The following is a 26,195-nucleotide window of genomic DNA, read 5'->3' as shown; positions in this document are numbered from 1 at the left end:
GCTCCTTTCAGCGCGCCGAATTCTTCTCGGCCCCCCACTTTCTCCCACTTTTCGCCACTAACTATAGGTAGGTCCACGGGCTGCTGTCAAGGAAGATCGTTTAAATAAGATTTGGAAAATTTTTTTATATAACATAGTTTTAAAAAAATTAACAAAATTAGGGACCGCGTTTTATCCGCTAAATCAGGCCCCTTTGGGCAAGGCTGACACGGCGAAAAAAAGGAGGGAAAATAATAGGGATACCTTGGGCGCGTCAACCCGCGCGGAGCCGACGAACTTGATGAAAGGAAACAAGGAGGGAAAGGAAACCGGCCTGTAAGCCGGGTTCTGTCGAGGACGGTCATTCCTCTGCGACGCCTGTCGCCAGACGCCTGTAGCGACCTACCCGGAAGCCGCGCGGACCACGCGATAATGCTCCCCTATTTGGTCTTGCTCCGAGCGGGGTTTACCGTGCCGCGCCTGTTACCAGCCGCGCGGTGCGCTCTTACCGCACCTTTTCACCCTTACCGGTTCTTGCGAACGTGGGCGGTGTGTTTTCTGTGGCACTTTCCGTCGGCTCGCGCCGCCCAGGTGTTACCTGGCGCCCTGTCCTATGGAGCCCGGACTTTCCTCCATACCGCAACGCGATACGGCGACCGCCCGGCCGGTTTCCGCGCATAGTGTCCACGGCGCTGCCCGATTTGGCAAGCCGCAATCAAGATTTTTCAGGGGTTTGTTCATGACCTAGCGCCAGCGCGAGATCGTACAGCGATTGCTTGCGCAAGCCGGTCAGCCGCGCCGCCACCACTACGGCGCGGCTTGCCGGAAGCTCTGAGAGCAAGGCCGCCAACAACCGGCGATTATCCGGGGTATCCGCTTCAATGGGGGTTGGCGCGCCCCGCACCAATATCACAAATTCGCCTTTGCTCCGGTTAGGATCGAGCCGGAGCCACGGCAGCAATTCGGCTAATGGCGCGCCTTGGATTTCCTCGAACCGTTTGGTCAGTTCACGCGCGATCACGGCCGGACGATCTCCACCCATTTCCGTCGCCAGATCGAGCAGCGCTTCGGCAAGCCGATGGCTGGACTCGAAAAAGATCAGAGTACGCTCCTCTCTCGCCAGCGCCCGCAACCGCTCGCGCCGGGCAGCGCTTTTGGCCGGGAGAAAGCCCTCGAAGACGAAGCGGTCGGTCGGCAATCCGGCCGCCGACAAGGCCGCCAGCAGACTGCTCGGCCCCGGCACGGGAATGACACGCAATGCGCGGCGGCGTAGTTCGCGCACCAGCGGAAACCCCGGATCGCTGAGCAACGGCGTACCGGCATCGGACACCAGCGCGACGTATTTACCCTGCTCCAAGAGCGCCGCCACCTGCTCCAGCCGGTTGCGTTCGTTATGTTCGTGTAGCGACAACAACGGCTTATCGATCTCAAAATGCCGTAACAAGCGGCCGGTATGGCGGGTATCCTCGGCGGCGATGTAATCCACCTCGCGCAAGACGCGCAGCGCTCGAAGGGTGATATCTTCCAGATTACCGATGGGAGTCGCCACCACGTAAAGCGCGCCGGATTCGACGGTCATGATTCAAGCCTTTACAATGCGTCAGTTTTTAGGAATTCCGCAGAGAGACCATCCGTGATCAGTCGCATCGCGCAAGGAGCCGCCGCCGAGGATTTTGCGCTGCGCTATCTGGAAGCGCGCGGCCTGACCTTGGTGACGCGCAATTTCCGCTGCCGCGTCGGCGAACTGGACTTGATCCTGCGCGATGGCGGCCAATTGGTGTTCGTCGAAGTGCGCAGCCGCCGTTCCAGCCAGTTCGGTACGCCCGCCGAATCGGTGACCCGCATCAAGCAGCAGCGGCTGTTGCGCGCGGCGGCTTTTTACCTGCAACGCCAGCGTCTCGACCTGCCGTGCCGCTTCGATGTGGTGGCGATTCTCCAGACCGGCGTTGAACCACGCGTCGAATGGATTCGGGATGCGTTTCAGCTTACGTGAATTTTTGTCGTTCAGCCGAAGTAACCGAGTATTTCACCGATGACCGTCGATAAAACCGCCCTATTGCAAGACCTGTTGGCCCGCCGCATTCTGATTCTGGATGGCGCGATGGGCACCATGATTCAAAGTTATCGCTTGCAGGAGGCCGATTATCGCGGCGCGCGGTTCCGCGACTGGCCGAGCGACCTTAAGGGCAACAACGATCTGCTGGTGCTGACCCAACCGGCGATCATCCGCGAGATTCACGCCGCCTATCTGGAAGCAGGCGCGGACATCATCGAAACCAACACCTTCAATTCCACCTCGGTGTCGATGCACGACTACCGCATGGAAAGCCTGGTGCCGGAACTGAATCGGGAAGCGGCGAAACTGGCGCGCGAAGTCGCCGACCGCTACAGCGCGCCGGAACGGCCGCGCTTCGTCGCCGGCATTCTCGGCCCGACCGGGCGCACCGCCAGCCTGTCGCCGGATGTGAACAATCCCGGCTTCCGCAATATCCGCTTTGATCATCTGGTCGCCGCTTACACTGAAGCGGCCCAAGGCTTGATCGAAGGTGGCGCGGATATCCTGCTGGTGGAAACCATCTTCGATACCTTGAACGCTAAGGCAGCGCTGTTTGCTATCGAGCAGGTTTTCGAGACGGCGGGCATTCGTTTGCCGGTGATGATCTCCGGCACCATCACCGACAAGTCGGGACGCACCCTGTCCGGCCAGACCACCGAGGCGTTCTGGAACTCGCTCTCGCATATCCGCCCGCTGTCCTTCGGCCTGAATTGCGCGCTGGGCGCGGACCAACTCCGGCCTTACATCGCCGAATTAGCGGGCATTGCGGATACTTACGTTTCCGCTCATCCCAACGCGGGCCTGCCGAACGCCTTTGGCGAATACGACGAGACCCCGGAAAAAATGGCGGCCACGATTCGGGAATTCGCCGAAAGCGGTTTTCTCAATATCGTCGGCGGCTGTTGCGGCACCACACCCGCCCACATTCGCGCCATCGTGGAAGCCGTCAAAGACTTCCCACCCCGCGCGATTCCAAGCATCGAACCGTATTGCCGGCTGTCTGGATTGGAGCCGCTGAACATCGGCCCGGAGTCGCTGTTCGTTAATGTCGGCGAGCGCACCAACGTCACCGGCTCGGCGGTCTTCAAACGGTTGATCAAAGCTGGTGATTATACCGCCGCGCTCAAAGTCGCGCGGCAACAGGTCGAAAACGGCGCACAAGTCATTGATATCAATATGGATGAAGGGATGCTCGATTCCAAGGAAGCGATGACCATCTTTCTAAATCTGATCGGCTCGGAGCCAGATATCCAGCGAGTCCCGGTCATGATTGATTCTTCCAAGTGGGAGATTCTCGAAGCCGCTTTGAAATGCATCCAAGGCAAGCCGGTGGTGAACTCAATCAGCATGAAGGAAGGCGAAGCGGAATTTATCCGTCAAGCCCAACTGATTCGTCGTTACGGCGCGGCGGCCATCGTCATGGCTTTCGACGAACAGGGTCAGGCCGACACCGAGGAACGCAAATTCGCCATCTGCCAACGGGCGTATCGGATTCTGACCGAACAGGTCGGTTTCCCGCCGCAGGATATCATTTTCGATCCCAATATCTTCGCAGTCGCCACCGGCATCGCCGAACACAACAACTACGCGGTGGATTTCATTGAGGCCACCCGGCGGATTAAGGCGGAACTGCCGCACGCCCTGATCTCCGGCGGCGTGTCCAATGTCTCGTTCTCGTTCCGGGGCAACAATCCGGTGCGCGAGGCGATTCATTCAGTGTTTCTCTACCACGCCATCCAGGCGGGCATGAGCATGGGCATCGTCAACGCCGGGCAACTGGCGATTTACGAGGACATTCCGGCGGAACTCCGCGAGCGGGTCGAGGACGTGATTCTAAACCGTCGCCCGGACGCCACCGAGCGTTTGTTGGAGATCGCCGACCAGTACAAGGACGAAAGCGGTGCGGCCGGCCCCAAGCGCGAGGAGCAGGATTGGCGTTCCTGGCCGGTGACCAAGCGGCTGGAACACGCGCTGGTCAAGGGTATCGACGAGTTTGTCGAAACCGACACCGAGGAAGCCCGCCAGCAGGCCGAGCGGCCGCTGCACGTCATTGAAGGCCCGTTGATGGACGGTATGAACGTGGTCGGCGATCTGTTCGGCGCGGGCAAGATGTTCCTGCCGCAAGTAGTGAAATCCGCGCGGGTGATGAAGAAAGCGGTGGCCTATCTGATCCCGTTCATCGAAGCCGAACAGGGCGAAGGCGAACGCCGTTCCAACGGCCGGATCGTGATGGCGACGGTCAAGGGCGATGTCCACGACATCGGCAAGAACATCGTCGGCGTGGTGCTCCAGTGCAATAACTTCGAGGTTTTCGACCTTGGGGTGATGGTGCCGGCGCAAAAAATCCTCGATGCCGCCCGCGAGCACAACGCCGACATGATCGGCTTGTCCGGGCTGATTACCCCATCGCTAGATGAGATGGTCAACGTCGCCAAGGAAATGAAACGGCAGGATTTTTCCATTCCGCTACTGATCGGCGGCGCGACCACCTCCGGGGTGCATACGGCCGTCAAAATCGACCCGCAGTATCCCGGCCCGGTGATCTATGTTAAGGATGCTTCGCGGGCGGTCGGTGTGGCGCAGAATCTGGTTAGCACCGACGCCAAGGCCGACTACGTGGCCCGCACCAAGGCCGATTGCGCGCAAAAGCGCGAACAACACGCCAAACGGCGCAGTCGGGAACCGCTGTTGCCGCTCGCCCAAGTGTCCGCCAACCGGCCAAACCTGGAGTGGACAAACCACCTCCCGCCACGCCCGACCTTCCTGGGGGTGCGCGCGTTCGACGATTATCCTTTGTCAGATGTGGTCGAGCGAATCGATTGGACACCGTTCTTTCAGGCATGGGAACTGCGGGGGCGCTATCCGGCGATTCTCGACGATCCCGACCAAGGCGCGGAAGCCCGTCAATTATTCCAGCAGGCGCGGGCGATGCTGGACAAAATCATCACCGAACGCTGGTTGACGGCGCGGGCGGTGATCGGCTTTTTCCCCGCCAATCGGACCGGCGACGGCGACATCGCCCTGTATGCGGACGACAGCCGCCAGCAGGTCATTCTGACGCTGCATCACCTGCGCCAGCAAACGCCGAAACCGGACAGCAAACCGCATTATTGCCTGGCCGATTGGATCGCCCCGCAAGAATCCCACGTCGCCGATTATCTCGGCGCCTTCGCGGTCACGGCTGGAATCGGCGTCGACGAGCGTGTCGCCGCTTTCCAAAAGGCCCATGATGACTACAGCGCCATCCTCTTGAAAGTATTAGCCGACCGGTTGGCCGAAGCATTTGCCGAGCGCCTGCACGAACGGGTACGCAAGGAATTCTGGGGTTACGCGGCCAACGAGGCGTTGGACAACGAGGCCATGATCGACGAGCGCTATCGCGGTATCCGCCCCGCGCCCGGCTATCCCGCTTGCCCCGATCACACCGAGAAGGGCTTGCTCTGGCAACTGCTGGACGCGGAAACCAAGGCCGGGATTCATTTGACCGAGCATTTCGCCATGACCCCGACCGCAGCGGTCAGCGGCTGGTATTTCAGCCATCCCGAAGCGCGCTATTTCGGGGTGGGCCGGATCGACCGCGACCAAGTGGCCGATTACGCCCGCCGCAAGGGCTGGACAGTGGCGGAGGCGGAAAAGTGGCTCGCGCCGAACTTGGGTTACGAGCCGGAGGAATAAGCGAAAATCAGGCCATGGAAGGCCGAATAACGCGAAAGATCAGGCAGCAAACAAACTTTCGAGATTGACCCATTCCGCCGCCGGATCGGCGCTGATGCCGGCGATTTTGTTTTCCAAATCCGCCCACATTCCATCGTCGGTCAATTCGTAGCTGTGGCCCCAAAAAAAGAACACGCCATCGTTCGCTTTGGCTTGTTCGTAGCGGCTCCAAAACGCGGGGTCGGCGAACCGGCAACTAACCCCAAATTCCAAGGGATCGCTGGGCGGAAACACCGAAGCGCCCTCCGCAACAGTACGAGCGCAGACATGACCAGCGGCGCGCACCGCCTCCTTGACGGCGTGATTCCACGTTCCGAAGGGATAACAAAAACCGCGAACCGGCTGCTGAAACCAATCTTGCAGGATGCGGCGGCTTTCGCCCACTTCACGCGCCAAATCCGCCGACGCTAAATCCGGTAGATTCGGATGGGTCATCGAATGATTGGCGATTTCAAACCCGGCGTAAACGGCCGCGAGTTCTTCTTGGCCGAGCCGCCAGACTTCCTTGTCACCGTACCGCCAACTGAAGGCACGCCGCGACTGGTGGAGACCGGGGTTCAGGTTGAAAGTGGCTGTAGCACCATAGCGACGTAACAATTCCGTCAAGTGAAGGTCATCAACTACACCATCATCCCAACTTTGAACGACTTTCATCCTCGACACCGAGCGTTAACTCGTCCTCGCCAACCAATCCGATGCCGCCCTGCTTTCCAAGGCAAGACCGCCCGCGACATTCTCACCACTCGCCGTTGCGAACCCGGCGAACCAACACCGTCAACTCATCATCCGGGACATCGCTCAAACCACGGATCATTTCAGCGAACAAGATGGGGCGTTTCATGACGATTTCGCGGATGTCGCTGGACACCTTACCGGCTAAAGCCAGCAGCAAATCAGCATCTTCACCCAAATCGGCAGCCAGCTTTCTGATGGTATCCTCAGAGGGGGGAGAAACATCACCCCGTTCGATTTTGCTGAGATAGGCGGGTTCCACCCCGATCCGTTGAGCAGTCTGACGCACTGAATAACGACGGTTTACTTCACGACGCTGCTCCCGGAGCTGCCGCACATAGCTACCAAAATCCATCTTTCTTGCCCCTTATGGTATTTTATCGACCAGTATGATGAAAATTAATATGTCAAACTAAGGAAACAAAATAAAAAATTTATTTGGTTAGTTTGCATCGACTCAAGTTAAATTTCTTATCAAGATTAAGAATATTTGAGGCGCATGGTGTAATTATTACACTTGAATAAAGAAATTGTAACTCGATAAGAGCAGTCATATCAACTGCCTCCTACACATTACCGCAAAAATGCGCCGCGCGGTTTAAAAACGATGCGCATTCCGCATCGACAACATCTTGATCGTGAAAGCTAAAATCACCTCGACCGTCATGGATTGCGTTCGGAGTAAGTTTTGTGCGCCGCAAGGAGCAAAGGGCTAGCGCCGAGCCGCCTGCGTAGGAGCGCGCACAATCCAAAACTTGCCGGCCAATCCGCGCGCCCGCGCCGGTCCACGCTTCCCGCGATTTGTGCCGTACTGCTGAGGCGGCTTAGCCGCACCCAGGCAAATCTAACGTTGCGGAACATTCGGGGTCGCCGTCTTCAACGAGCGAGGTCATCGACTTGCGACTAGACCGATGGGCAGACCTTATCGACCCTGAAACGAGTGTGGCGAAAGCTCACTGGTTGCCTCCGCCAGTCTTGGTTTTTCCCCGATAAGCTCGTTGTTGCCCGCACTTTCACCGTGCAAGCCTTAAGGCTCCGCACCCTTTGAGTGCGAGGAACGGGCATGAATAGTCTTTATTTCCCGCATCCAGCGGATTTGGCAGGCGCTTGCACGCTCTCGCCAGCCGCTTGCCGATGCGGGCGAACCGACTGTTCAAAACGGCAACAATTCAAAATAAATCTAATATGATTCAGATAGTTAATTTTTTGCTATCGGTAGGGGAAAAGGCTTGATTAAAGTGGCTTGGCTTGGATTTTGCTGAAGCTTTACCGCTCCTCCATCAAAACACGCCGATCCTAAGGAACGACAATGACCATCGAGTGGCAACGTTACGCCGCATCGGGCGTCCATTACGATGAACTCATCGACAGCGCAACGGGGCCTCGTCCGGCGGCTCAGGCGCTGTGCGACTATCTCGCTTCCCTGAGCGATACGGAATTACGCGAGCGCAAAACCGCCGCCGAACTCGCGATCCTGGTCATGGGCATCACCTTTACCGTCTACACCGAAGGCGCCAGCATCGACCGCGCTTGGCCGTTCGATATCGTGCCGCGCATTATCCCCAAAACCGAATGGGGTCGCACGGAAGCTGGCCTCAAGCAACGGGTGCAGGCGCTGAACCTGTTCATCGACGATCTATATCATGACCAACAAATTATCAAGGACGGTATTTTCCCGGCCGAGGTGCTGGCGCAATCGGTTAACTTCCGGCCGCAATGCGTCGGAGTCAACCCCCGCCACGGCGTGTGGGCGCACATCTGCGGTTCGGATTTGGTGCGCGAGCGCGATGGCACGATTTACGTGCTGGAAGACAACCTGCGCGTGCCTTCCGGGGTGTCTTACATGCTGGAGAACCGGGTGGTCACCAAGCGGGTGTTCCCGGAGCTGTTCGAACACCAGCGCATCCAGCCGGTCGATGATTACCCCTTGCGGCTGTATGACATGCTGGCTTCACTGTCACCGCGGCCCGGCGATCAGCCGACCGTCGTGGTGCTCACGCCCGGCATCTACAACTCGGCCTATTTCGAACATTCCTACCTCGCTCAACAGATGGGCGTCGAATTGGTCGAAGGCGGCGATCTGGAAATCGGCGTCGACGATTGCGTTTACATGCGCACCATCGAAGGACTGGCGCGAGTGGACGTCATCTACCGGCGCATCGACGATCTGTTTCTGGACCCGGAGGTCTTCCGACCCGATTCCGCGCTGGGCGTGCCGGGTCTGATGCGGGCCTGGCGCAAGGGCAAGGTGGCGCTGGCCAACGCGCCGGGCGCGGGGGTGGCCGACGACAAGGTGGTGTATGCCTTCGTGCCCGAGATCATCAAGTACTATCTCGATCAGGATCCGCTCATCCCCAACGTGCCGTCCTACTTGTGCATGCGGGAATTGGATCGCCAACACACGCTGGCCAATCTCGATAAGTTGGTGGTGAAACCGGCCAACGAATCCGGCGGTTACGGAATGCTGATCGGGCCGCACGCCAAACCCGCCGAACGCAAGCGCTTCGCCGAACTGATCCAAAAGGACCCCCGCAACTACATCGCTCAGCCGACTCTGGCGCTATCCACCTCGCCGACCCTGTGCGACGAACACATGGAACCCCGCCATGTCGATTTACGACCGTTTATGCTGTCCGGTCCCACGACTTACGTCACCACCGGCGGACTGACCCGGGTGGCGCTGCGCCGAGGTTCCCTGGTGGTGAATTCCTCGCAAGGGGGCGGCAGCAAGGATACCTGGATCGTCGACACTGAGGGCCTCTGATCATGCTATCTCGCGTCGCCCATAATATTTACTGGATAGCGCGCTACATCGAGCGCGCCGAAGACACGGCCCGCCTCATCAACGTCAACACCAACCTGTTGTTGGACCTGCCGCGCAGCATGACCTTTGGCTGGTTGCCGTTGATTTTCATCGTCGGCGCCGAAGAACAGTTTTACGAAAAAGACCCCGAACGGCTTGCCGATGAGAGCACCGTCGTCAAATTTCTGATCGGCGATAGCGACAATCCCGGTTCGATCCTGTGCAGTCTGGCCGCCGCCCGCGAGAATTTGCGCACCACGCGCGACACCGTGCCGCAAGAAGCCTGGGAGCAGATCAACAGCTTATACATCTTCGCGCGCGACCACCTGCCGACCCGACGCGGCCGGTTTGAATTTTTGCGCCGGGTCATTCACGGCGCGCAGCAGATCAACGGCCTGCTGGCCGGGTCCATGAGCCGCAGCGCCGCCTACGATTTCGTCCGGCTGGGCCGCTTTCTGGAGCGCGCCGATATGACGACCCGAATTCTGGACGTGCGCTCGGCCGATCTGCTGCCGCGCATCCCTCTTCCGGCAGTGTCCGAACAAGCCCGAACACCTCGCAAGGCCGAAAGCCGTCAAACCCAAAGCCAGGTTCAAACCCTGACTCAAAGCCAGCTTCAAAGCATGCCATCCAAACCGGTAGAGCAAAACCCGTTCGATAGCATTCAATGGATGAGCGTGCTGAAATCGTTGAGCGCCTATCAGATGTATCGCCAGCAAGTGCGCCTGCGGGTCGGCGGTTCCGACGTGGTGAAATTCTTGCTCCAAGACCCTTCCTTTCCGCGCGCCGTGTCGTTTTGCTTGCAAGAATTGGAGTTCTGCCTGCGCAAGCTACCCAAAAACGCCGCCTCGCTGGCCGCTGTCGATGCTCTCAAACAGCGGTTGAACTCGGCCGAAATACCTGAGCTGGCGCACCAAGGCTTACACGAATTCATCGACGAATTTCAGATCGATTTGGGCGCTCTGCACAATCTGATCGCAGTGACCTATTTCATGGCGTGAGCTCTCGCCATCAACGGCTGGGTACTGACCGCGCCGGCGTTTTTTAGCGGCGTGCGTTGCGGCCTTCAACCTCCTTACCGGACAATAGACGCCGGAATTCGTCAAAGCGGGTAAGGAGAGTTTTGTGACATACCAGCATCGCTATCTAGATGGCAGCCCACTACATCTGCCCCCCGGCAAGGTCGTTTGCATCGGTCGAAATTACCTGGACCACATCCGCGAACTGAACAACGCGGTGCCGGAAACACCCATCCTGTTCATCAAACCCTCCACGGCGCTTACGGCACTGGACGAGCCGATTCGACTGCCCAAGAACCGGGGTAGTTGCCATCATGAGGTGGAACTGGCTGTGTTGGTAGGCCGGCAACTGCGCAACGCCGGCCCCGACACCACCCGCCAAGCCGTCGCCGGCTACGGCATCGCCCTGGATTTGACCTTGCGGGATTTGCAAAACCAATCCAAGCAGAAAGGCCAGCCCTGGGAAACCGCCAAGGCCTTCGACGGCGCTTGCCCGCTATCGCCTTTTCTAGCGCCAGACGCCCTACCCGACCCGCAAGCCACCGATTTAACGTTGCACGTCAACGGCGAACTCCGCCAGCAAGGCAACACCCGATCCATGATGCTCGGCATTTTTGAACTGATCGCCCATATCTCCACTCACTTTACCTTACTACCGGGCGATGTGGTGCTGACCGGTACGCCGGCTGGCGTCGGGCCGTTGCAAGCCGGCGACCAACTGCTTCTGGGTTTAGCCGGTCACCGTTTTGCCGCGCGGGTCGCATGAGCGACCTGCAACACCGCCTCTCCGAGGCTCGAACCGTCGCCCCGGCGTCCTGGAACTGGCTTCCCGCGACAGGCAACGCGATTGCAGCCTCATGAATGTGCTCATCATTTACGCTCATCCTAACCCGCGCAGCTTCAATCGGGCCATTCTTGAGGTAGTGGAAACCGCCTTGCGCGATCGCGGCCATGCCGCGCGCCTCCACGACCTCTATGAGATGCACTGCCGGGCGGTATTGGACGGTGAAGACCTCATGCGCAACTGGCGCGGCGACCTGCCGGCCGACACCCGCCGCGAACAGGATGCCGTCCGTTGGGCGCACAAACTGGTGTTCATCTACCCGATCTGGTGGTTTGGGCCACCGGCCATTTTAAAAGGTTGGATCGACCGGGTTTTCACCCACAAGTTTGCTTTCGAGGTCGGCGCCGGCGGCATGAAAGGGTTGTTGACTCACGAAAAAGCGCTGATCATCAATACGCTGGGTGGCGATGAGGTCACTTACCAACGCGAGCGCTGGCACGAATTGCTGGTTCGCCCCATGGTCGAGGGCGTGCTGGGCGCTTGCGGAATCCACGACGTCACGCACCGAGCTTTCTATGAGGTGACGACCGTTTCTCACGCCGAACGACAGGCGATGCTCGATGAAGTTCGCGCTGTAATGGCAGGGTTTTGAATGGCTTTGCTTCACTCTTCCATTAGGCGTACTCCGCTTGGCATAATGCTGCAATAATCAGTCTTTCCGACTGGACGCTCCATCGGAACCCGTTCCACCTCACGGCCGTTAGCCCGGCAAGGGAGTACAACAACAATGCGCGTCCTGCTGACCACCAACGAATATCCCCCTTACGTTTACGGCGGTGCCGGCGTCCATGTCGAGTATCTATCTCGCGAGCTGGCCAAGCTCACTCCAGTGGAAGTCCGCAGCTTCCACGATCAAACGCTCGATGAAGGTCAACTGCACGTGCGCGGCATCAAGATGGACGCCACCCATTTCGCCGGCTGCCCGCAACCCTTCGTGTCACCGCTCAAGGCGTTGAGCACCTGTCTGGCGTTTGTCGGTCAGGGGATCGTCGATTTGGAAGGCAGCGCCGAGGTCATTCACTGCCATACCTGGTACGCCCACTTCAGCGGTATTCTGGCCAAGATTCTTTACAATATCCCCCTGGTGATCACCGTTCACTCGCTGGAGCCGCTGCGGCCCTGGAAACGCGAGCAACTCGGTCACGGTTACGATCTGTCCTGCTGGATCGAGAAATCCGCGCTCGAAATGGCCGACGCCATTATTGCCGTCTCGCGCAGCACCCGCGACGACGTGCTGCGGCTGTTCGATGTCGATCCCACCCGAGTCGTGGTCATTCCCAACGGCATCGATATCGATGAATACAAACCGACCCACGATCCCAAAACGCTCGTCGAACTGGGCATCGACCCCGATCGCCCCTACGTGCTGTTCGTCGGCCGGATGACCCGACAGAAAGGTCTTTATTATTTGTTGCAGGCGGTCCCGCACTTCGACCGCAAATTACAGGTGGTGTTTTGCGCGGGCGACGCCGACACCCTAGCCATGCAGCGCGAGCTGGAAGAGATGGTGCAGGAACTGCAAAGACAGCGGGACGGCATCGTTTGGATTCCGAAAATGGTATCGCGGCAAACCACCATCACTCTGTATTCGCACGCGACCATCTTTTGCTGCCCTTCGATTTACGAGCCGTTCGGCATCATCAACCTGGAGGCCATGGCGTGCGGAACGCCCGTGGTCGGCAGCGCGGTCGGCGGCATTACCGAAGTCGTGGTGGATGGCGATACCGGATTCCTGGTCGACCCGCACCTGTCAGCGGAACCGCCGCACGATCCGATCGCCCCGGCAAAATTCGAACGCGGCTTGGCCGATGCCATCAACCGGCTAGCTAACGACAGCGAACTGTGTCAGCGCATGGCTCAAGCAGGTCGCGAACGGGTCGAGCGCTATTACAGCTGGCGCAGCATCGCCCAGCAAACCTTCGATCTTTACAAACGGTTGCGGCCGCAGCGGAATTGATGGCCCCAAACCTCAAGCGATCCCGCACCATGATGCCAGGGCTTCGAGAGCCCTTGCCGGCTTTTGATATGGAAATGCCGCCATCGGCGGTTTCGCGTCGCACCTAACGAGGAGACCTTATGGCCACCTTCACCCCCGTTATCGAAAGCTCTCTCACCACCCCCAAAGTACGCAGCATCCCCGTGGAGCAGCCCTGGCAATGGCTCGCCGCCGGTTGGAAGGATTTGTGGCGCGCTCCGACCGTCAGCATTCCTTACGGATTGATTTTCGTGATCATGGGTTACGCGCTGGTTTACACCATCGAAACCCGCTTTCAATACGCCTTGGCGCTGACGACCGGATTCCTGCTGGCGGGCCCGTTTCTATCGATGGGTTTGTACGACGTCAGCCGGCGCTTGGAGGCCGGTCAAATTCCTACCTTACCGCTGGCGTTGACCGCTTGGCGGAACAATCTGCTCCCGATTACGCTGTTCGGCCTGCTGATCGGCTTGTTGATGATCGTTTGGGTTCGCTTGGCGGCGCTGACGTTCGCGGTTTCCATGGGAGGCGCCCATTTTTCCCTGGACAGCTCGCTCACCCTGTTGTTCTTCACGGGCAGCGGACTGAAGTTCCTCATCGTTTTTGCCCTGATAGGCGGACTCGTCGCCGCGGTCGTCTTCGCGGTCAGCGTGGTGTCTATTCCGATGATGCTGGATCGCAAAATCGACTTCATCACCGCCGTGTTGACCAGCCTCACCGCGGTCCGCGTCAATCCGGCTCCGATGGCGCTGTGGGCCGTTCTGATCGCCGTCTTTACCGGGATCGGCCTGATCACCTTTTATCTCGGCCTCGCCGTGGTATTGCCGTTGATCGGTCACGCCTCCTGGCACGCTTACCGGGATTTGGTCGATGACAGCACCATCGAACAGCAACCGTTCTGATCGCACGGCAACGGCCACTTACCGAACAACGCCGGGAACCCGCCCGGCATTTTGCCCTCTTGCCCGGTCGAAAGCAGCGGCTTAACGGATCAGCCGCCGCAAGCGTTTCAGATAGGCGTGTTGGTCCGGTTCCCGCCCGGCGCGCTGCGCCTCCCACAACGTTTCACCCAAGCATTCCATCATTTGATGTTCGACGGCGTGGCTGTCTCCGAGCCGCTGGCTCAGCTGTTGATACACTTCCCGAATACCGTCCGGGCGATTGCCGGCCAATTGCTCCTGCACCGCGATGTGCATTCCCATGTGCAGGAACGGGTTGGTCTGGCCGGTTTCAGGCGTGTAGTCGCGCCCCAGATTGGCTTCGGCATCCCGCAGCATGGCTTGGTACTCGGGGTGCGCTCGAATGACGCTGGCAATCAAGTGATCGAGGGGCTCCAGCGGTTGGCCGGCGCTCGCCTTGCTCCAAACCGTACTGTAATAGCGGCGCAAACTGTCGCGGTCGCCACCAAACATCAGATCACCCCCGTCTTGGCGGAATGGGCGCAAAGCTCGCGGATCGGGCAATCCGGACAATGCGGCTTGCGGGCGGTACACACGTAGCGCCCGTGTAGGATCAGCCAGTGATGGGCGTCCGGTTTGAACGCCGGCGGCGTCACGCGCAACAGCCCCTCTTCCACCTCGCGCACGGTCTTGCCCGGCGCCAGTCCGGTACGATTGGCGACGCGAAAAATATGCGTGTCAACGGCGATGGTGGGCTGGCCGAACGCGGTATTGAGAATCACGTTGGCCGTCTTGCGGCCGACCCCCGGCAAGGCTTCCAGGGCCGCCCGGTCGTTGGGCACCTCCCCGCCGTGCCGCTGCAACAACAAGGTACAGGTCTTGCGAATGTTCGCGGCTTTCATATTGTACAAGCCGATGGTCTTGATGGAATCCTTCAACTTGGCCTCGCCCAACGCCAGCAGGGCTTGCGGGGTATTGGCGAGCCGAAACAGCGGTTCGGTCGCCTCGTTGACTTTTTTATCGGTGGCTTGAGCCGACAGGATGACCGCCACCAGCAGCTCGAACGGGCTGCGGTAGCGCAGTTCGGTGGTCGGCTTCGGGCGGGCGGCCCGCAAGCGCTCGAACAATTGCTGGGCTTTTGTGGAATCCATGAGTATCGGGACGTCGTGGGGAACCCTGTAGATTTGGCGCGAATCGTCTTAAATATTTTCTCAACTAATTTTAATGGGGCTATAAACTAAATTAATCGATGTCAATAATCCTCAGATCAAGCGCCTCCGCCCTAGCGGCGAGTGGTGCTGATCGAAAAAACGACCGGCCCTAGAGACGAGAGAACCCACGACCATGGAAAACGATTTGGAGCACGATATTCGCAACCTTGCCTATCACATTTGGCTGACGGCCGGTAGCGATTTCAGCCGGACGGCCCTGGATTTTTGGGTCATGGCGGAACAGATGATTATTGAACTGACCGCCGATTCGGCGCGCCGAGCGAACACCGCCGCCGCTTCGGTCGCGGAAACCGCGACCGCTTGGCCCTCGGCCCTACGCGCCCTTTATCTTTACCGCGTTCGCGAACTCGCCCACAACATGTGGCAAGCCAGCGCCGAGCAGCGCGAGCGCTCCATGGAATATTGGCTGGCCGCGGAAAAACACGTGCGTCTGCTGACCGAATCGGCGGCCCGCAGCGCTGGCGCCAGCTTCGGTACCGAAGAAGTGCTGGCTAGAACGTTCGAAACCTTTTCACCGGCGAGCTATCTGGAACAAATCCGCAAATCCGCTTACCAGCTTTGGGAGGCGGCAGGACGCCAGTACGGCTCCTCGCTCGATTTCTGGCTGGCGGCGGAGCAATTGTTCTTGAAGTCGCTGACCGAGAACGGGCCACGAGCAGTCCCTGCAAACGCCCATCAGCCAGAGACGCCCAAACACAAATCGAAACAACGCTAGCGTCAGCCGCTGGAAAGTCCGGCCATCCAGTTGTTCAGCCGATCATCGCGTCAAACCGCCCTAGCTCCTGTCGCCGACGGGGAAATGCCTCTCGTCGGTCGGGATGAATTTTCGTACCTCGCAGCGGGCGCCAGACCCGTTCGACGGCGCCACCAGACCGGCGAGCATTCGGGGCGCGCTCAGCCTGGAACCTCCTCCGGTCGCGCGATCAGGGCCGGTTTAGCCTCACGCCGGCGCTTGGCGCGAGCATCGAGCACGTTTTTAATGGCGATCAAACACCCTAGTCCGATAAACGCGCCGGGTGGCAGAATCGCCAGCAGAAAACCGCGATAGCCATCGATCAAGTGTAGAGTCAGTCCCTTGCCCGACTCACCGAACAGCAATTCCGCCTGACCGAACAAGGTGCCCTGGCCCAAGACTTCCCGCAGCGCGCCCAGCAGCACCAGCGCCAGCGTGAAGCCCAGTCCGGTGGCGATGCCGTCCACCGCCGATTTGGCCACACCGTGCTTGAACGCGAACGCCTCAGCCCGCCCGATCACGCAGCAGTTGGTGACGATCAAGGGAATGAAAATGCCGAGCACGGTGTAAAGCCCCGGCAGGAACGCGTGCATCGCCAGTTCCACGGCGGTCACCACGCAGGCGATCACCATGACAAACACCGGAATTCGCACCTCCGGCCGCACCAGATTGCGGATCAGCGAAATGGCGACATTCGACATCAGCAGCACCAACGTGGTCGCCAAGCCCAAACCCAATGCGTTGACCACCGAATTGGAGGTCGCCAGCAGCGGACAGAGCCCCAACAGCGCCACAAAACCGGTGTTTTGCGTCCAGATCCCATTTTTCAGGATTTGCTGGTAGCGGGTTTCGCTCATGACGGTGGCCCCTTGACGGTGATCGGCGGCGCGAACAGCCGTTCGCGCTGCGTCTTTACATACTCCAGAAACGTGCGGGTGGCCTTGACCACGGCGCGCGGCGTGATGGTCGCTCCGGTAAACTGGTCGAACGCGCCGCCGTCCTTCTTGACTTTCCAGGCGTCCGGCCGGGGATTGTCCAGCGACTTGCCGGCAAACGCCAGAATCCAGGGCGAGCGCTTCTCGTCGATGCCATCGCCCAAGCCCGGCGTTTCCTTGTGCGCCAGCACCCGCACGCCGGCCAAGCTCCCATCGGCATAGACGCCGATCAGCAATTGGATCGGCCCGCTGTAGCCGTCCGGCGCGGTCGGCGTGGCGAACAGCGCCACCGGCTGGCCGTTCTTGCGAGCGCGATACACCGTCACCGGCTCGTCGGTTCCCAGCCACTCCGGCGCGGTTATCTCGATGCGATCCTCGACCACGCGATTGTCGTAACGATCCGCCGGCACCAGTTGATTCAGGCTGGACTCCAACGCCGCCCGTTGCGCCTCGGCGATGATGTCCTTGGTGCTGGAATAGGTCAGCGCCACCAAGCCGGTCCCGACGATGGCGAAGCCAAACAGGATCAGGGCGGCGATGCCCATGTTGCGCGCCAGCGTCTTCATCCCCGCCGCGCTCCGAACACGCGCGGCTGCGTATACAAATCGATGGCCGGCGCGGCGATGTTCATCAGCAGCACCGCGAAAGCCACTCCGTCGGGATAGCCGCCGAAGCCGCGGATGAGGTAAACCAGAATGCCGATGCCAGCGCCGTAGATCAGCCGGCCGCGCGGCGTGGTGCTGGCAGTGACCGGGTCGGTGGCGATGAAGAACGCGCCAAAAATCGCCGCCCCGCTCCACAAATGAAACCACGGCGGCGCATAGCGTTGCGAGTCGATCCCATAAAAAATCGTCGAGATGACCGTCAAACTTCCCAACATCCCAACCGGAATCTGCCACGCCGCCGTGCGCGTGTAAACCAGCCACAAACCGCCGGCCAAAAAGCCTAAGGCCGCCCATTCCCAGCCGCTGCCGGCAACGATGCCGAACACCGGACTGTTGCGAATCTCGGTGACGCTCAAGCCCAAACCGAGCTTGGTGCGGAGCACATCCAGCGGGGTCGCGCCGGTCAGCGCGTCCGGCGCGAACCGAACCGGCAACACTCCGTTGAAAACCGCTTGCACCGTCTCGGCCAAGCTCATGGCGTGCGCTTGGCCCAAGCCGTGCGGGATCGGCCAAGCGCTCATCTCACGCGGAAAGGAAACCAGCAATACCACATAACCGATCATGGCCGGATTGAACGGGTTATAGCCCAAACCACCGTACAGATGCTTGGCCACGACGATCGCGGCCAATACGCCGATCGTGGTCATCCACCACGGAGCCAGCGGCGGCAAGGCCACGGCCAGCAACCAAGCGGTGACCACGGCGCTGCAATCGTTCAGATGCAGCGCCAACGGCTTGCCGCGCGCCGCCAGCAGCGCCGCTTCCGCGCACAGGGCGACAGCGGTGGCGAGCGCCAGATTGACCAGCACGCCCCAGCCGAAAAACCAGACCAGGGCCGCGATGCCGGGCAACATCGCATACAGCACTCGGCGCATGACCTGGCCGACGCTGGTTTCACCCAGGACGTGCGGCGAGGTGATCGTTCTAAAGCGCATGGCCGCTCAACCGTTCTGTCGTCCGGCTTCTACAGCGGGTTCCGATTCAGGCGCCGGCGCCGCCTTGGCGCGGGCCACGGCCGCTTCGATCGAGGGCTTTTCAGCGGTCGTCTCAGGACGGGGCGGCGCCTTTTGCCGCAGCTTGGCGTCCCGCTCCTGTTTTTCGCGCTCCAGCCGCTCCAGTCTGGCTTGATGGCGCTGCCGGGCCAGTTCGGCTTTTTGCTTCTCTTTCTCTTGCGCCCAAATTTCATTCTTGGCGTAGCGGTAGTATTGCACCAGCGGGATGCGACTCGGACACACGTAGCTGCAACAGCCGCACTCGATGCAACTGAACAAGTGGTAATCCTGGGCCTTGTCGAACTCCTTGGCGCGGGCGTGCCAGTACAACTGTTGCGGCAACAGATCCGCCGGACAGGCGTCCGCGCAGGCCCCGCAGCGGATGCAGGGCATGACCGGCTGCTCCGGGGCCAACTCCGCCGCGCTGGCGGCGAGAATGCAATTGGTGGCTTTGGTCACCGGCACCCGGTCATCGTGCAGGGCGAAACCCATCAGCGGTCCCCCCATGATCAGCCGCCGCACTCCGTCCCGATAACCGCCGCCCTGGGCGATCAGCTCCGCCACCGAGGTTCCGAGCAACACGTCCAGATTTTGTGGTTGATGGATGTGGCCGGTCACGGTAACGATGCGGGACAGCACCGGCTCGCCGCAGTCGATGGCGCGATGGATGGTATAAGCGGTGGCGACGTTGAAACACTGCACGCCGACATCGACCGGCAAGCCATCGACCGGCGTTTCCTTGCCGGTCAGCAACTTGACCAGTTGCTTGACGCTGCCGCTGGGATAGCGGGTCGGTACCGACCGCACGGCGTACCCGGTGCCGGCGCAGGCCGCCGCCATTGCCGCGATGGCTTCCGGTTTGTCATCCTCGATCCCGATCAACACCTCGCGCGGTTCCAGCAAATGCACCATGACGTGCAGGCCGGCCATGATTTCGGCCGCCCGCTCCCGCATGAGCCGGTCGTCGCAGCTGATCCACGGCTCGCATTCGGCGCCGTTCAGGATCAAGCAGTCCAACCGCTCGCAATGCCCGCTCAAATTCAGCTTGACCGCGCTGGGAAACGCCGCCCCGCCCAAACCGACAATGCCGGCGGCGCGCAGGATATTACGCAACTCGCTGGGATGCAGCCGCCGGAAATCCACCGGCTCCCGCTCGATCCAGCGTTCCGCGCCGTCGCTCTCGATGGTCACGCACCAATCCGGCAACCCGGAGGGATGCGGCACCGGCTGTTGGTCCACCGCTGTCACCACGCCGGAAGTCGGCGCGTGCACGGCGGCGCTGATATAACCGTCAGGCTGACCGATCAGCTGCCCTTTCAGCACCCGCTCGCCGGCTTGGACCACCGGCTTGGCGATGGCTCCAATGTGCTGGCGCAACGGTACCGTCAACTGTTTCGGCAGCGCGGCGGAGCGGATCGGTTGCTGGTTGGATTCGGTTTTGTGGCGAACCGTTTTCAAACCGCCGTGGAACGGAAACAATCCGCTCATGCGATGGCTTCTTCCGGCTTCGGCTCGGCTGGCGCGCCAGCAACCGGATAGGTCCACTTCCAAGTGCTGATGGTCTGGGCGAGCGGGATCATCTGAATGCAATCCACCGGACACGGCGCCAGACACAGCTCGCAACCGGTGCATTCCCTGGCGATCACCGTATGCATGTGTTTGGCGGCGCCCAAAATGGCGTCCACCGGGCAGGCTTGAATGCACAGCGTGCAACCGATGCAATTTTGTTCGTCGATCACCGCCACCCTCTTGGGCTTTTCGGCCCCATTTTCCGGGTTGAGCGGCTTCGGATCGCGGCCCAGCAGTTCGGCCAACGCGACGATACCGCTTTCACCGCCCGGCGGACATTGGTTGATATCGGCCGCGCCGGCGGCGATGGCCTCGGCATAGGGCCGGCAACCGGCAAACCCGCACTGGCCGCATTGGGTCTGGGGCAAGATATCGTCAATCTTCTCGACGATGGGGTCGCCCTCCACCTTGAAGCGCGCGGCGGCGAAACCCAGCAGCAACCCGGAAGCGCCCGCCAGCAGGCCCAAGGCGATCATCGCAACGAACATGGTCTTACTATCCCCGCACCAGCCCTGCAAAGCCCATAAAAGCCAGCGACATCAGCCCGGCGGTGATCAAGGTGATGGCGGGACCGCGAAAATGGACCGGCACATCGGCGACCGCGATCCGCTCGCGCATGGCGGCGAACAACACCATCACCAGCGAAAAGCCGACCGCCGCGCCGAAACCGTACAGCGCCGAGGCGATGAAGTCGTGCCGCGCCTGCACGTTCAGCAACGCCGCCGCCAGCACCGCGCAATTGGTGGTGATCAGCGGCAGGTAAATGCCCAGCGCCTGATAGAGCACCGGGCTGGTCTTGTGGACCACCATCTCGGTGAACTGCACCACCACGGCGATGACCAGGATGAAGCCGATGGTGCGCAAGTATTCAAGCCCCAAGGGAATCAGTAGGTAATGGTCGGTCAAATAAGAACAGATCGACGAGAGCGTCAATACGAAGGTGGTGGCCAGCCCCATTCCCAAGGCGGTTTCCAGCTTGCGGGAAACCCCCATGAACGGGCACAACCCCAGGAATTTCACCAGAACGTAATTGTTGACCAGAATCGTGCTCAGCAGGATCAGGGCATAGTCTTTCATGGCTCGCAACGCTCTCGAACGGCGGGCAGGGCTCAGGCGTGAGGACCGACCGCAGCCGCTAGTTGCGGTGTCGAACGCCGTCGCGAAGGCCGTCATGGGCGGCAACGGCGCGGGCTGCGCCACCGTGAGAAAAAGGTTAATTAGCGGGCGCTAATGTAGCAGATTCAACCGCATCCCCGCCATACAGCTTTGACGCAAGCATATAACTGTGCAGCATATCGGGCGCCGTTCGATCGCTGTCTTCGAACCGTTGTGCCCGAATCGCCCAAACGGCATCCACGACCGCGCTCAGGCGCTGGCCTTGCCTTCCAGCAACAGAAACTCGATCAATGCCTTCTGGGCGTGCAAGCGGTTTTCGGCCTCGTCCCAAACCCAGCTTTGCGGGCCGTCGATGATCTCGGCGCTGACCTCCTCGCCCCGATGCGCCGGCAGGCAATGCAAGAAAATGGCGTCCGGCCGGGCCTGGGCCATGATCTCGGTTGTGACTTTATAAGGCGCAAAATCCCGCAGCCGCCGCTGGTTCTCCGCTTCCCAGCCCATGCTGGTCCACACGTCGGTGGCGACCCAATCCGCGCCTCTGGCGGCCGCCAGTGGATCGCGCAGCAAGACCGCCCGACTGGCGGCCCGCTTTAACAACTCGCCATCCGGCTCGTAACCGGGCGGCACGGCGATGCGCAACTGAAAGCCGAACTGGCAGGCGGCTTCGAGATAGCTGTTGCACATATTATTGCCGTCGCCGATCCAGGCGGCGGTTTGCCCGCGTAGATCGCCGCGCTGTTCGATCACGGTTTGCAAGTCGGCCAGCAGCTGACAGGGATGGTTGTAATCGGTCAGACCATTGATGACCGGCACGGTGGCGCAAGCCGCAAAGCGTTCGATCAGGCTATGCCCGAAGGTGCGGATCATGACGATATCCACCATGCCGGACAGCACCCGAGCGGTATCCTCGATCGGCTCGCCCCGACCGAGTTGGGTATCGTGCGGCGCCAGAAAAATAGAGCTGCCGCCCAATTGCGCCATGCCGGCCTCGAAAGAAATCCGGGTTCGGGTCGAGGCTTTTTCAAAGATCATCCCCAACACCTTTTGCGACAGCGGCGCGTAACGCTCGCCGCGCCGGTGCAGGGCCTTCAATTCGATGGCTCGCCGCACGACCTGCCCCAATTCGGCGGGACTCAGATCGAACAGGCTGAGAAAATGCCGTGTTTTCATGTTATCGGTTCACCGCAAAGCCCGGATTCATGGATAATCCGCTGGCAATCGCTTTATTGATTCGGGCGCTGACGTCAGTCGTCCGACCGGATCTTGTTCGCGAAAACAAAACGGCAGCGATGAGTGGCTGCCGTGATCGAGGCTATTATAGCGAGCTTTCCTTGCTGGAATGCTAGTTATAGAGCATTTTCCCTACAGAATCGTCCTTATTCGATGTGGCGGCCTTAAGCTCATGCAGGCAAATTACTGTCCACAATGCGGCAATCCCCTTCGGGATGCCGAAATCGAGGGCCGGCTCCGACGCTGCTGCACCGCCGCCGGCTGTCGTTACATCCACTGGAACAATCCGATACCGGTCGTCGCCGCCATCGTCGAGATGAATGGCGCGGTGATCCTGGCGCGTAACAAGACGTGGCCGGAGAAGCTGTTTGGCTTGATCACCGGCTTTCTGGAACAGGACGAAACCCCCGATCAAGCCGTGCTGCGCGAGGTGCGAGAAGAATTGGGCCTCGTGCCCGAACAAGCGCATTTCGTCGGTTACTACCCGTTCTTCGAGATGAATCAGCTGCTGCTGGCCTTTCACGTGCCGGCCGAGGGAGAAATTCAGCTCGGCGAGGAACTGGCCGCCATCAAGCAGGTTCCCATCGAGCGGTTGAAACCCTGGTCCATCGGCACCGGTCCCGCCGTCCGCGACTGGTTGGCCGGCCGTTCTCGCGCCTGAGCGGAGCGCTAGCGATGCTCGCCTTCCTGCCGGGACCACTGCGGGCCGTGCTGGCTGTGCTGCTGTTCGTGTCGAACACCATCTTCTGGTGTCTGCCTTTCTACTGCGTGGCGCCGCTCAAACTGTTAAGTCCCCAGCCGGCCTGGAGGGCGGGCCTGCACCGTTTCCTGATCCGTCTGGCCGAGGCGTGGGCCGATGGCAACAACGCGGTCTTGCGCCTGACCCAGCGCATCGAATGGGATATTCAGGGTCTGGAAGGCTTGCGGCGCGACGGCTGGTATCTGCTCGGCGCCAACCACCAATCCTGGGTGGATATCGCGGTCGTGTTGCGGGTCTTCAACCGCCGCATCCCCTTCCCGAAATTCTTCATCAAGCGAGAACTGATCTGGGTGCCGCTGCTGGGGGGCGTGTGGTGGGCCTTGGACTATCCCTTCATGAAACGCCATTCAGCGGACTATTTGGCCCGCCATCCTGAAGCGCGCGGGCGGGATTGGGAAACGGCGCGGCGAACCGGCGAACGCTTGCGCGCCGCGCCGTCGACATTGCTGATTTTTCTGGAAGGCACTCGCTTTCGCCCAGAAAAGCACGCTCGCCAGCAGCCGCCTTATCGCCATTTGCTCCGTCCCAAGTCCGGCGGTCTCGCCGCCGTGCTGGACAGCCTGGGCGGACGCGCGCATGTCCTGCTGGATGTGACCATCGTGTATCCCGACGGTCATTCGAGCTTTCTGGATCTGGCGTTGGGCCGCATCCGTCGGATCGTGGTCCGCATTCGCTCGTTGCCGATCCCCGACGAACTGCTGGGCGGCGATTACCGTCACGACCCCGCCTTTCGCGCCACCCTTCAGGATTGGATCGGCGCATTATGGGCTGAAAAGGACGCGCTGATCGACCGACTGCACAGCGCCGCCGCCACACCACCGCCGACCTGAAGGAAGGACGGACGGACCGGCGTCGATCTCAAGCTCGCTCAATTCTGGGCAATGCTTTTCAACAATTCGGCGTATTTTTCCGCATCGGCGGTGTGTAGCAAGCGCCGCGCGATTTTCGTCAGTTCGCCGACGTGGCTGTCCTGGACGACCCGTTTGATTTCCAGCAAACCGGCGGGATGCATGCTGAATTGGGTCAGGCCCAGCCCCAACAGCAAGCGGGTGTAGCGCGAATCGCCCGCCATCTCCCCGCACAGGCTGACCGAAATTCCGGCTTTCTGGCCGGCGCGGATGGTGTTGCGAATCAGCATCAACACCGCCGGATGCAGCGGATCGTAGAGGTAGTTGATCTCATCGTCCACCCGGTCGATGGCCAGCGTGTACTGGATCAGATCGTTGGTGCCGATGGAGAGGAAATCCAGATAGCGCGCGAACTGCGCCGCGCACACCGCCGCCGCCGGTACTTCGATCATCCCGCCCACCGGCATCCGCTCATCGAAGGCCAGACCCCGCTCCCGCAATTCCCGTTTGGTCTCCGCCACCAGCCGCAACACCTGGAAGACTTCCTGAATGGTGGACAGCATCGGAATCATCATCCGCACCGGACCGTAGGCCGAAGCCCGCAGGATGGCGCGCAACTGCGGGCGGAACATCGACAGATCCTTCAAGCACATCCGAATCGCCCGCAAGCCCAGCGCCGGATTGGTGCAGACCGGCCCGCCCCGGCCGCCGTCCACCTGTTTGTCGGCCCCGAGATCGGCGGTGCGAATGGTGATGGGGCTGCCTTCCAAGACCTTGATCACATGGAGATAAGACGCCAGATGCTCCTCTTCGTCGGGACTGTCGCCCCGGTTCATGAACAGGAACTCGGTTCGGTACAGACCGATACCGTCAGCCGCGACCTCGCGGACCGCCACGGCGTCCTCGGGCAACTCGATATTGGCTTGAAGCTGGATGGTCACGCCGTCGCGGGTGATCGCCGGCTTGCCCTTGAGCTTGTTCAGCTCGCGCTGTTGCCGGCGCTCTTCCTGCTGCTTGTGGCGGTAGTAGCGCAGGATGCGTTCGTCTAGCCCGACCAGAATCACCCCTTGCCGTCCGTCCACGATCACCGGTTCGTTGTTGCCCAGATAGCTGCGCGCGTTGCGAGCGCCCACTACCGCCGGAATGCCCAAACTGCGCGCCAGAATCGCGGTATGCGACAGCGGGCCGCCATATTCGGTGACGAAAGCCAGCACGCCCTGATGCTGCATCAAAATGGTGTCGGCCGGGGTCAGGTCGTCGGCGACGACGATCCGCCCTTCCAAGCGACTGTTGGCCAGTTCGGAATAGTCAGCCTCGGTCAGATAGGCGGGATCGTCGGTCACCAAGATCCGTTGCACCCGCCGCACCACATGTTCCACATCGTCCTTGCGGGTGCGCAGGTAGGGATCGTCCATCTCTTCAAAAACCTGGACCAACAAATCCCGCTGCACTTTCAAGGCCCATTCGGCGTTGCACTTCAGGGAGCGAATCAAGTTGATCGGCGCTTCGGTCAGCGAAACATCACCCAGCATCAGCAGGTGCGTGTCGATAAAAGCGCTGATGTCGTTGGCCGCGCTGGGCGGCACGCGCGTGCGGATTTCCCGCAGCTGTTGCCGGGCCAAGTCCAAGCCGTTCAGAAAACGCTGGACCTCATCCTCGATAATGGCATCGGGGATCGTATATTCGGTGATTTCCGGTTGGTTGCGTTGCAGTAGGTAAGTCCTACCGATCGCATAGCCCCGTGAAACCCCGATGCCATGTAACGAAAACGGCATGGAGGAACCCTCTCATTCGGCCTCGTCGAAACGGCGGAGTATCAAATTTTCCAATTGTTCGAGCGCGAGTTCGGCTTCGGGGCCGCTGGCTTGCAAGACCACCTGCGCCCCACAGCCGGCGGCCAGCATCATCACTCCCATGATGCTCTTGCCATTGACCTCGCGACTGCCGCGCGCCAGCCGAATTTCGGCGTCGAAGCCGGCCGCCAGGGTCACGAACTTGGCGGCGGCGCGCGCGTGCAAGCCTAACTTGTTGATGATGACAATTTCCCGCTTTAACACTCCACTCAACTCCATGCTTTCCGGCCGACGTGACCAC

Annotated in this window: 25 protein-coding genes and 1 other RNA gene; 11 read left to right on the top strand and 15 right to left on the bottom strand. The window is 60.4% G+C overall.

From position 1 onward, the window contains the following. Nucleotides 1-300 precede the first annotated feature (300 nt). Both rnpB and rsmI read right to left on the bottom strand, forming a co-directional pair. An RNA gene (rnpB, locus tag IPK09_04065) (RNase P RNA component class A) lies at nucleotides 301-651 on the bottom strand. A 43-nt stretch (nucleotides 652-694) separates the two neighbouring features. After that, the gene (gene rsmI, locus IPK09_04060; protein ID MBK7982791.1) at nucleotides 695-1,558 is read right to left on the bottom strand and encodes a 16S rRNA (cytidine(1402)-2'-O)-methyltransferase; all 864 of its coding nucleotides are present in this window, start codon (nucleotides 1,556-1,558) and stop codon (nucleotides 695-697) included. Nucleotides 1,559-1,612: 54 nt separating this feature from the next. Here rsmI and IPK09_04055 point away from each other — a divergent pair, with 54 nt between their 5' ends. Further along, nucleotides 1,613-1,972 (top strand): YraN family protein, encoded by a 360-nt coding sequence (locus IPK09_04055; protein ID MBK7982790.1) that lies wholly within the window; start codon nucleotides 1,613-1,615, stop codon nucleotides 1,970-1,972. A 39-nt stretch (nucleotides 1,973-2,011) separates the two neighbouring features. Then, entirely contained in the window at nucleotides 2,012-5,710 is a 3,699-nt protein-coding gene (gene metH, locus IPK09_04050) for a methionine synthase (GenBank protein MBK7982789.1), read from the top strand. A gap of 39 nt (nucleotides 5,711-5,749) precedes the next feature. Here the strand turns inward: metH and IPK09_04045 are convergent, their stop codons facing one another. Together IPK09_04045 and IPK09_04040 are read right to left on the bottom strand one after the other, a co-directional pair. Further along, nucleotides 5,750-6,403: a polysaccharide deacetylase family protein gene (locus IPK09_04045; GenBank protein MBK7982788.1), complete on the bottom strand. Its 654-nt coding sequence runs from the start codon at nucleotides 6,401-6,403 to the stop codon at nucleotides 5,750-5,752. 82 nt (nucleotides 6,404-6,485) lie between these two features. Then, nucleotides 6,486-6,836: a helix-turn-helix domain-containing protein gene (locus tag IPK09_04040; GenBank protein MBK7982787.1), complete on the bottom strand. Its 351-nt coding sequence runs from the start codon at nucleotides 6,834-6,836 to the stop codon at nucleotides 6,486-6,488. 954 nt (nucleotides 6,837-7,790) lie between these two features. On the opposite strand from IPK09_04040, the gene IPK09_04035 reads away from it, so the two are divergent. From IPK09_04035 to IPK09_04010, 6 genes are all read left to right on the top strand, one after another. Then, on the top strand, nucleotides 7,791-9,245 hold the full coding sequence (locus IPK09_04035) for a circularly permuted type 2 ATP-grasp protein (protein MBK7982786.1): 1,455 nt from the start codon (nucleotides 7,791-7,793) through the stop codon (nucleotides 9,243-9,245). Nucleotides 9,246-9,247: 2 nt separating this feature from the next. Continuing rightward, nucleotides 9,248-10,285 (top strand): alpha-E domain-containing protein, encoded by a 1,038-nt coding sequence (locus tag IPK09_04030; GenBank protein MBK7982785.1) that lies wholly within the window; start codon nucleotides 9,248-9,250, stop codon nucleotides 10,283-10,285. 124 nt (nucleotides 10,286-10,409) lie between these two features. Beyond that, complete coding sequence (locus IPK09_04025; protein ID MBK7982784.1) at nucleotides 10,410-11,069, top strand: fumarylacetoacetate hydrolase family protein; 660 nt, start codon at nucleotides 10,410-10,412, stop codon at nucleotides 11,067-11,069. Nucleotides 11,070-11,160: 91 nt separating this feature from the next. Further along, complete coding sequence (locus tag IPK09_04020) at nucleotides 11,161-11,739, top strand: NAD(P)H-dependent oxidoreductase (GenBank protein ID MBK7982783.1); 579 nt, start codon at nucleotides 11,161-11,163, stop codon at nucleotides 11,737-11,739. 135 nt (nucleotides 11,740-11,874) lie between these two features. Continuing rightward, nucleotides 11,875-13,104 (top strand): glycogen synthase, encoded by a 1,230-nt coding sequence (glgA, locus tag IPK09_04015; GenBank protein ID MBK7982782.1) that lies wholly within the window; start codon nucleotides 11,875-11,877, stop codon nucleotides 13,102-13,104. A gap of 119 nt (nucleotides 13,105-13,223) precedes the next feature. Further along, a complete protein-coding gene (locus IPK09_04010) occupies nucleotides 13,224-14,024 on the top strand; it encodes a DUF2189 domain-containing protein (protein MBK7982781.1) in 801 nt (266 codons plus the stop codon). An 81-nt stretch (nucleotides 14,025-14,105) separates the two neighbouring features. On the opposite strand, the gene IPK09_04005 is transcribed toward IPK09_04010, so the two are convergent. Together IPK09_04005 and nth are read right to left on the bottom strand one after the other, a co-directional pair. Further along, on the bottom strand, nucleotides 14,106-14,534 hold the full coding sequence (locus tag IPK09_04005; GenBank protein MBK7982780.1) for a DUF1841 family protein: 429 nt from the start codon (nucleotides 14,532-14,534) through the stop codon (nucleotides 14,106-14,108). Then, nucleotides 14,534-15,172 (bottom strand): endonuclease III, encoded by a 639-nt coding sequence (gene nth, locus IPK09_04000; GenBank protein ID MBK7982779.1) that lies wholly within the window; start codon nucleotides 15,170-15,172, stop codon nucleotides 14,534-14,536. The genes IPK09_04005 and nth overlap by 1 nt, the downstream gene beginning before the upstream one ends. A gap of 193 nt (nucleotides 15,173-15,365) precedes the next feature. Here nth and IPK09_03995 point away from each other — a divergent pair, with 193 nt between their 5' ends. After that, nucleotides 15,366-15,968 carry a DUF2934 domain-containing protein gene (locus IPK09_03995; protein MBK7982778.1) on the top strand — a complete coding sequence of 201 codons (603 nt, stop codon included), beginning with the start codon at nucleotides 15,366-15,368 and terminating at the stop codon, nucleotides 15,966-15,968. Nucleotides 15,969-16,147: 179 nt separating this feature from the next. On the opposite strand, the gene IPK09_03990 is transcribed toward IPK09_03995, so the two are convergent. The 7 genes from IPK09_03990 to argF all read right to left on the bottom strand — a co-directional run bounded on the left by IPK09_03990 (nucleotide 16,148) and on the right by argF (nucleotide 22,433). Continuing rightward, the gene (locus IPK09_03990) at nucleotides 16,148-16,843 is read right to left on the bottom strand and encodes an electron transport complex subunit E (GenBank protein MBK7982777.1); all 696 of its coding nucleotides are present in this window, start codon (nucleotides 16,841-16,843) and stop codon (nucleotides 16,148-16,150) included. Continuing rightward, nucleotides 16,840-17,466 carry an electron transport complex subunit RsxG gene (rsxG, locus tag IPK09_03985; GenBank protein MBK7982776.1) on the bottom strand — a complete coding sequence of 209 codons (627 nt, stop codon included), beginning with the start codon at nucleotides 17,464-17,466 and terminating at the stop codon, nucleotides 16,840-16,842. Before rsxG ends, IPK09_03990 begins: the two co-directional genes overlap by 4 nt. Before the next feature lie 17 nt (nucleotides 17,467-17,483). Beyond that, nucleotides 17,484-18,521: an electron transport complex subunit RsxD gene (gene rsxD, locus IPK09_03980; protein MBK7982775.1), complete on the bottom strand. Its 1,038-nt coding sequence runs from the start codon at nucleotides 18,519-18,521 to the stop codon at nucleotides 17,484-17,486. A gap of 6 nt (nucleotides 18,522-18,527) precedes the next feature. Further along, a complete protein-coding gene (gene rsxC / locus IPK09_03975; protein MBK7982774.1) occupies nucleotides 18,528-20,066 on the bottom strand; it encodes an electron transport complex subunit RsxC in 1,539 nt (512 codons plus the stop codon). Next, nucleotides 20,063-20,635, bottom strand: a complete 573-nt coding sequence (rsxB, locus tag IPK09_03970; protein ID MBK7982773.1) for an electron transport complex subunit RsxB — start codon at nucleotides 20,633-20,635, stop codon at nucleotides 20,063-20,065. The genes rsxC and rsxB overlap by 4 nt, the downstream gene beginning before the upstream one ends. Before the next feature lie 7 nt (nucleotides 20,636-20,642). Continuing rightward, the gene (gene rsxA / locus IPK09_03965) at nucleotides 20,643-21,224 is read right to left on the bottom strand and encodes an electron transport complex subunit RsxA (GenBank protein ID MBK7982772.1); all 582 of its coding nucleotides are present in this window, start codon (nucleotides 21,222-21,224) and stop codon (nucleotides 20,643-20,645) included. 288 nt (nucleotides 21,225-21,512) lie between these two features. After that, the gene (argF, locus tag IPK09_03960; protein MBK7982771.1) at nucleotides 21,513-22,433 is read right to left on the bottom strand and encodes an ornithine carbamoyltransferase; all 921 of its coding nucleotides are present in this window, start codon (nucleotides 22,431-22,433) and stop codon (nucleotides 21,513-21,515) included. A gap of 232 nt (nucleotides 22,434-22,665) precedes the next feature. On the opposite strand from argF, the gene IPK09_03955 reads away from it, so the two are divergent. Together IPK09_03955 and IPK09_03950 are read left to right on the top strand one after the other, a co-directional pair. Continuing rightward, nucleotides 22,666-23,154 (top strand): NUDIX domain-containing protein, encoded by a 489-nt coding sequence (locus IPK09_03955; protein MBK7982770.1) that lies wholly within the window; start codon nucleotides 22,666-22,668, stop codon nucleotides 23,152-23,154. Between the two features lie 14 nt (nucleotides 23,155-23,168). Further along, nucleotides 23,169-24,083 (top strand): acyltransferase, encoded by a 915-nt coding sequence (locus tag IPK09_03950; protein MBK7982769.1) that lies wholly within the window; start codon nucleotides 23,169-23,171, stop codon nucleotides 24,081-24,083. Nucleotides 24,084-24,121: 38 nt separating this feature from the next. On the opposite strand, the gene ptsP is transcribed toward IPK09_03950, so the two are convergent. Together ptsP and IPK09_03940 are read right to left on the bottom strand one after the other, a co-directional pair. Next, nucleotides 24,122-25,876 carry a phosphoenolpyruvate--protein phosphotransferase gene (ptsP, locus tag IPK09_03945; GenBank protein ID MBK7982768.1) on the bottom strand — a complete coding sequence of 585 codons (1,755 nt, stop codon included), beginning with the start codon at nucleotides 25,874-25,876 and terminating at the stop codon, nucleotides 24,122-24,124. Nucleotides 25,877-25,888: 12 nt separating this feature from the next. Further along, entirely contained in the window at nucleotides 25,889-26,158 is a 270-nt protein-coding gene (locus IPK09_03940) for an HPr family phosphocarrier protein (protein ID MBK7982767.1), read from the bottom strand. Between the last annotated feature and the right edge of the window lie 37 nt (nucleotides 26,159-26,195).

It is taken from the genome of Candidatus Competibacteraceae bacterium (assembly GCA_016713505.1).
In the GTDB taxonomy this organism is placed as follows: Bacteria; Pseudomonadota; Gammaproteobacteria; order Competibacterales; family Competibacteraceae; genus Competibacter_A.
This window is presented reverse-complemented; position numbering and strand designations above follow the sequence as displayed.

Excerpts from the sequence above, each read along its gene's own strand:
- rsmI (MBK7982791.1), bottom strand. The coding sequence starts at position 1,558 with ATGACCGTCGAATCCGGCGCGCTTTACGTGGTGGCGACTCCCATCGGT.
- metH (MBK7982789.1), top strand. The coding sequence starts at position 2,012 with ATGACCGTCGATAAAACCGCCCTATTGCAAGACCTGTTGGCCCGCCGC.
- IPK09_04045 (MBK7982788.1), bottom strand. The coding sequence starts at position 6,403 with ATGAAAGTCGTTCAAAGTTGGGATGATGGTGTAGTTGATGACCTTCAC.
- IPK09_04040 (MBK7982787.1), bottom strand. The coding sequence starts at position 6,836 with ATGGATTTTGGTAGCTATGTGCGGCAGCTCCGGGAGCAGCGTCGTGAA.
- IPK09_04035 (MBK7982786.1), top strand. The coding sequence starts at position 7,791 with ATGACCATCGAGTGGCAACGTTACGCCGCATCGGGCGTCCATTACGAT.
- IPK09_04030 (MBK7982785.1), top strand. The coding sequence starts at position 9,248 with ATGCTATCTCGCGTCGCCCATAATATTTACTGGATAGCGCGCTACATC.
- IPK09_04020 (MBK7982783.1), top strand. The coding sequence starts at position 11,161 with ATGAATGTGCTCATCATTTACGCTCATCCTAACCCGCGCAGCTTCAAT.
- glgA (MBK7982782.1), top strand. The coding sequence starts at position 11,875 with ATGCGCGTCCTGCTGACCACCAACGAATATCCCCCTTACGTTTACGGC.
- IPK09_04010 (MBK7982781.1), top strand. The coding sequence starts at position 13,224 with ATGGCCACCTTCACCCCCGTTATCGAAAGCTCTCTCACCACCCCCAAA.
- IPK09_04005 (MBK7982780.1), bottom strand. The coding sequence starts at position 14,534 with ATGTTTGGTGGCGACCGCGACAGTTTGCGCCGCTATTACAGTACGGTT.
- nth (MBK7982779.1), bottom strand. The coding sequence starts at position 15,172 with ATGGATTCCACAAAAGCCCAGCAATTGTTCGAGCGCTTGCGGGCCGCC.
- IPK09_03995 (MBK7982778.1), top strand. The coding sequence starts at position 15,366 with ATGGAAAACGATTTGGAGCACGATATTCGCAACCTTGCCTATCACATT.
- IPK09_03990 (MBK7982777.1), bottom strand. The coding sequence starts at position 16,843 with ATGAGCGAAACCCGCTACCAGCAAATCCTGAAAAATGGGATCTGGACG.
- rsxG (MBK7982776.1), bottom strand. The coding sequence starts at position 17,466 with ATGGGCATCGCCGCCCTGATCCTGTTTGGCTTCGCCATCGTCGGGACC.
- rsxD (MBK7982775.1), bottom strand. The coding sequence starts at position 18,521 with ATGCGCTTTAGAACGATCACCTCGCCGCACGTCCTGGGTGAAACCAGC.
- rsxC (MBK7982774.1), bottom strand. The coding sequence starts at position 20,066 with ATGAGCGGATTGTTTCCGTTCCACGGCGGTTTGAAAACGGTTCGCCAC.
- rsxB (MBK7982773.1), bottom strand. The coding sequence starts at position 20,635 with ATGTTCGTTGCGATGATCGCCTTGGGCCTGCTGGCGGGCGCTTCCGGG.
- rsxA (MBK7982772.1), bottom strand. The coding sequence starts at position 21,224 with ATGAAAGACTATGCCCTGATCCTGCTGAGCACGATTCTGGTCAACAAT.
- argF (MBK7982771.1), bottom strand. The coding sequence starts at position 22,433 with ATGAAAACACGGCATTTTCTCAGCCTGTTCGATCTGAGTCCCGCCGAA.
- IPK09_03955 (MBK7982770.1), top strand. The coding sequence starts at position 22,666 with ATGCAGGCAAATTACTGTCCACAATGCGGCAATCCCCTTCGGGATGCC.
- IPK09_03950 (MBK7982769.1), top strand. The coding sequence starts at position 23,169 with ATGCTCGCCTTCCTGCCGGGACCACTGCGGGCCGTGCTGGCTGTGCTG.
- ptsP (MBK7982768.1), bottom strand. The coding sequence starts at position 25,876 with ATGCCGTTTTCGTTACATGGCATCGGGGTTTCACGGGGCTATGCGATC.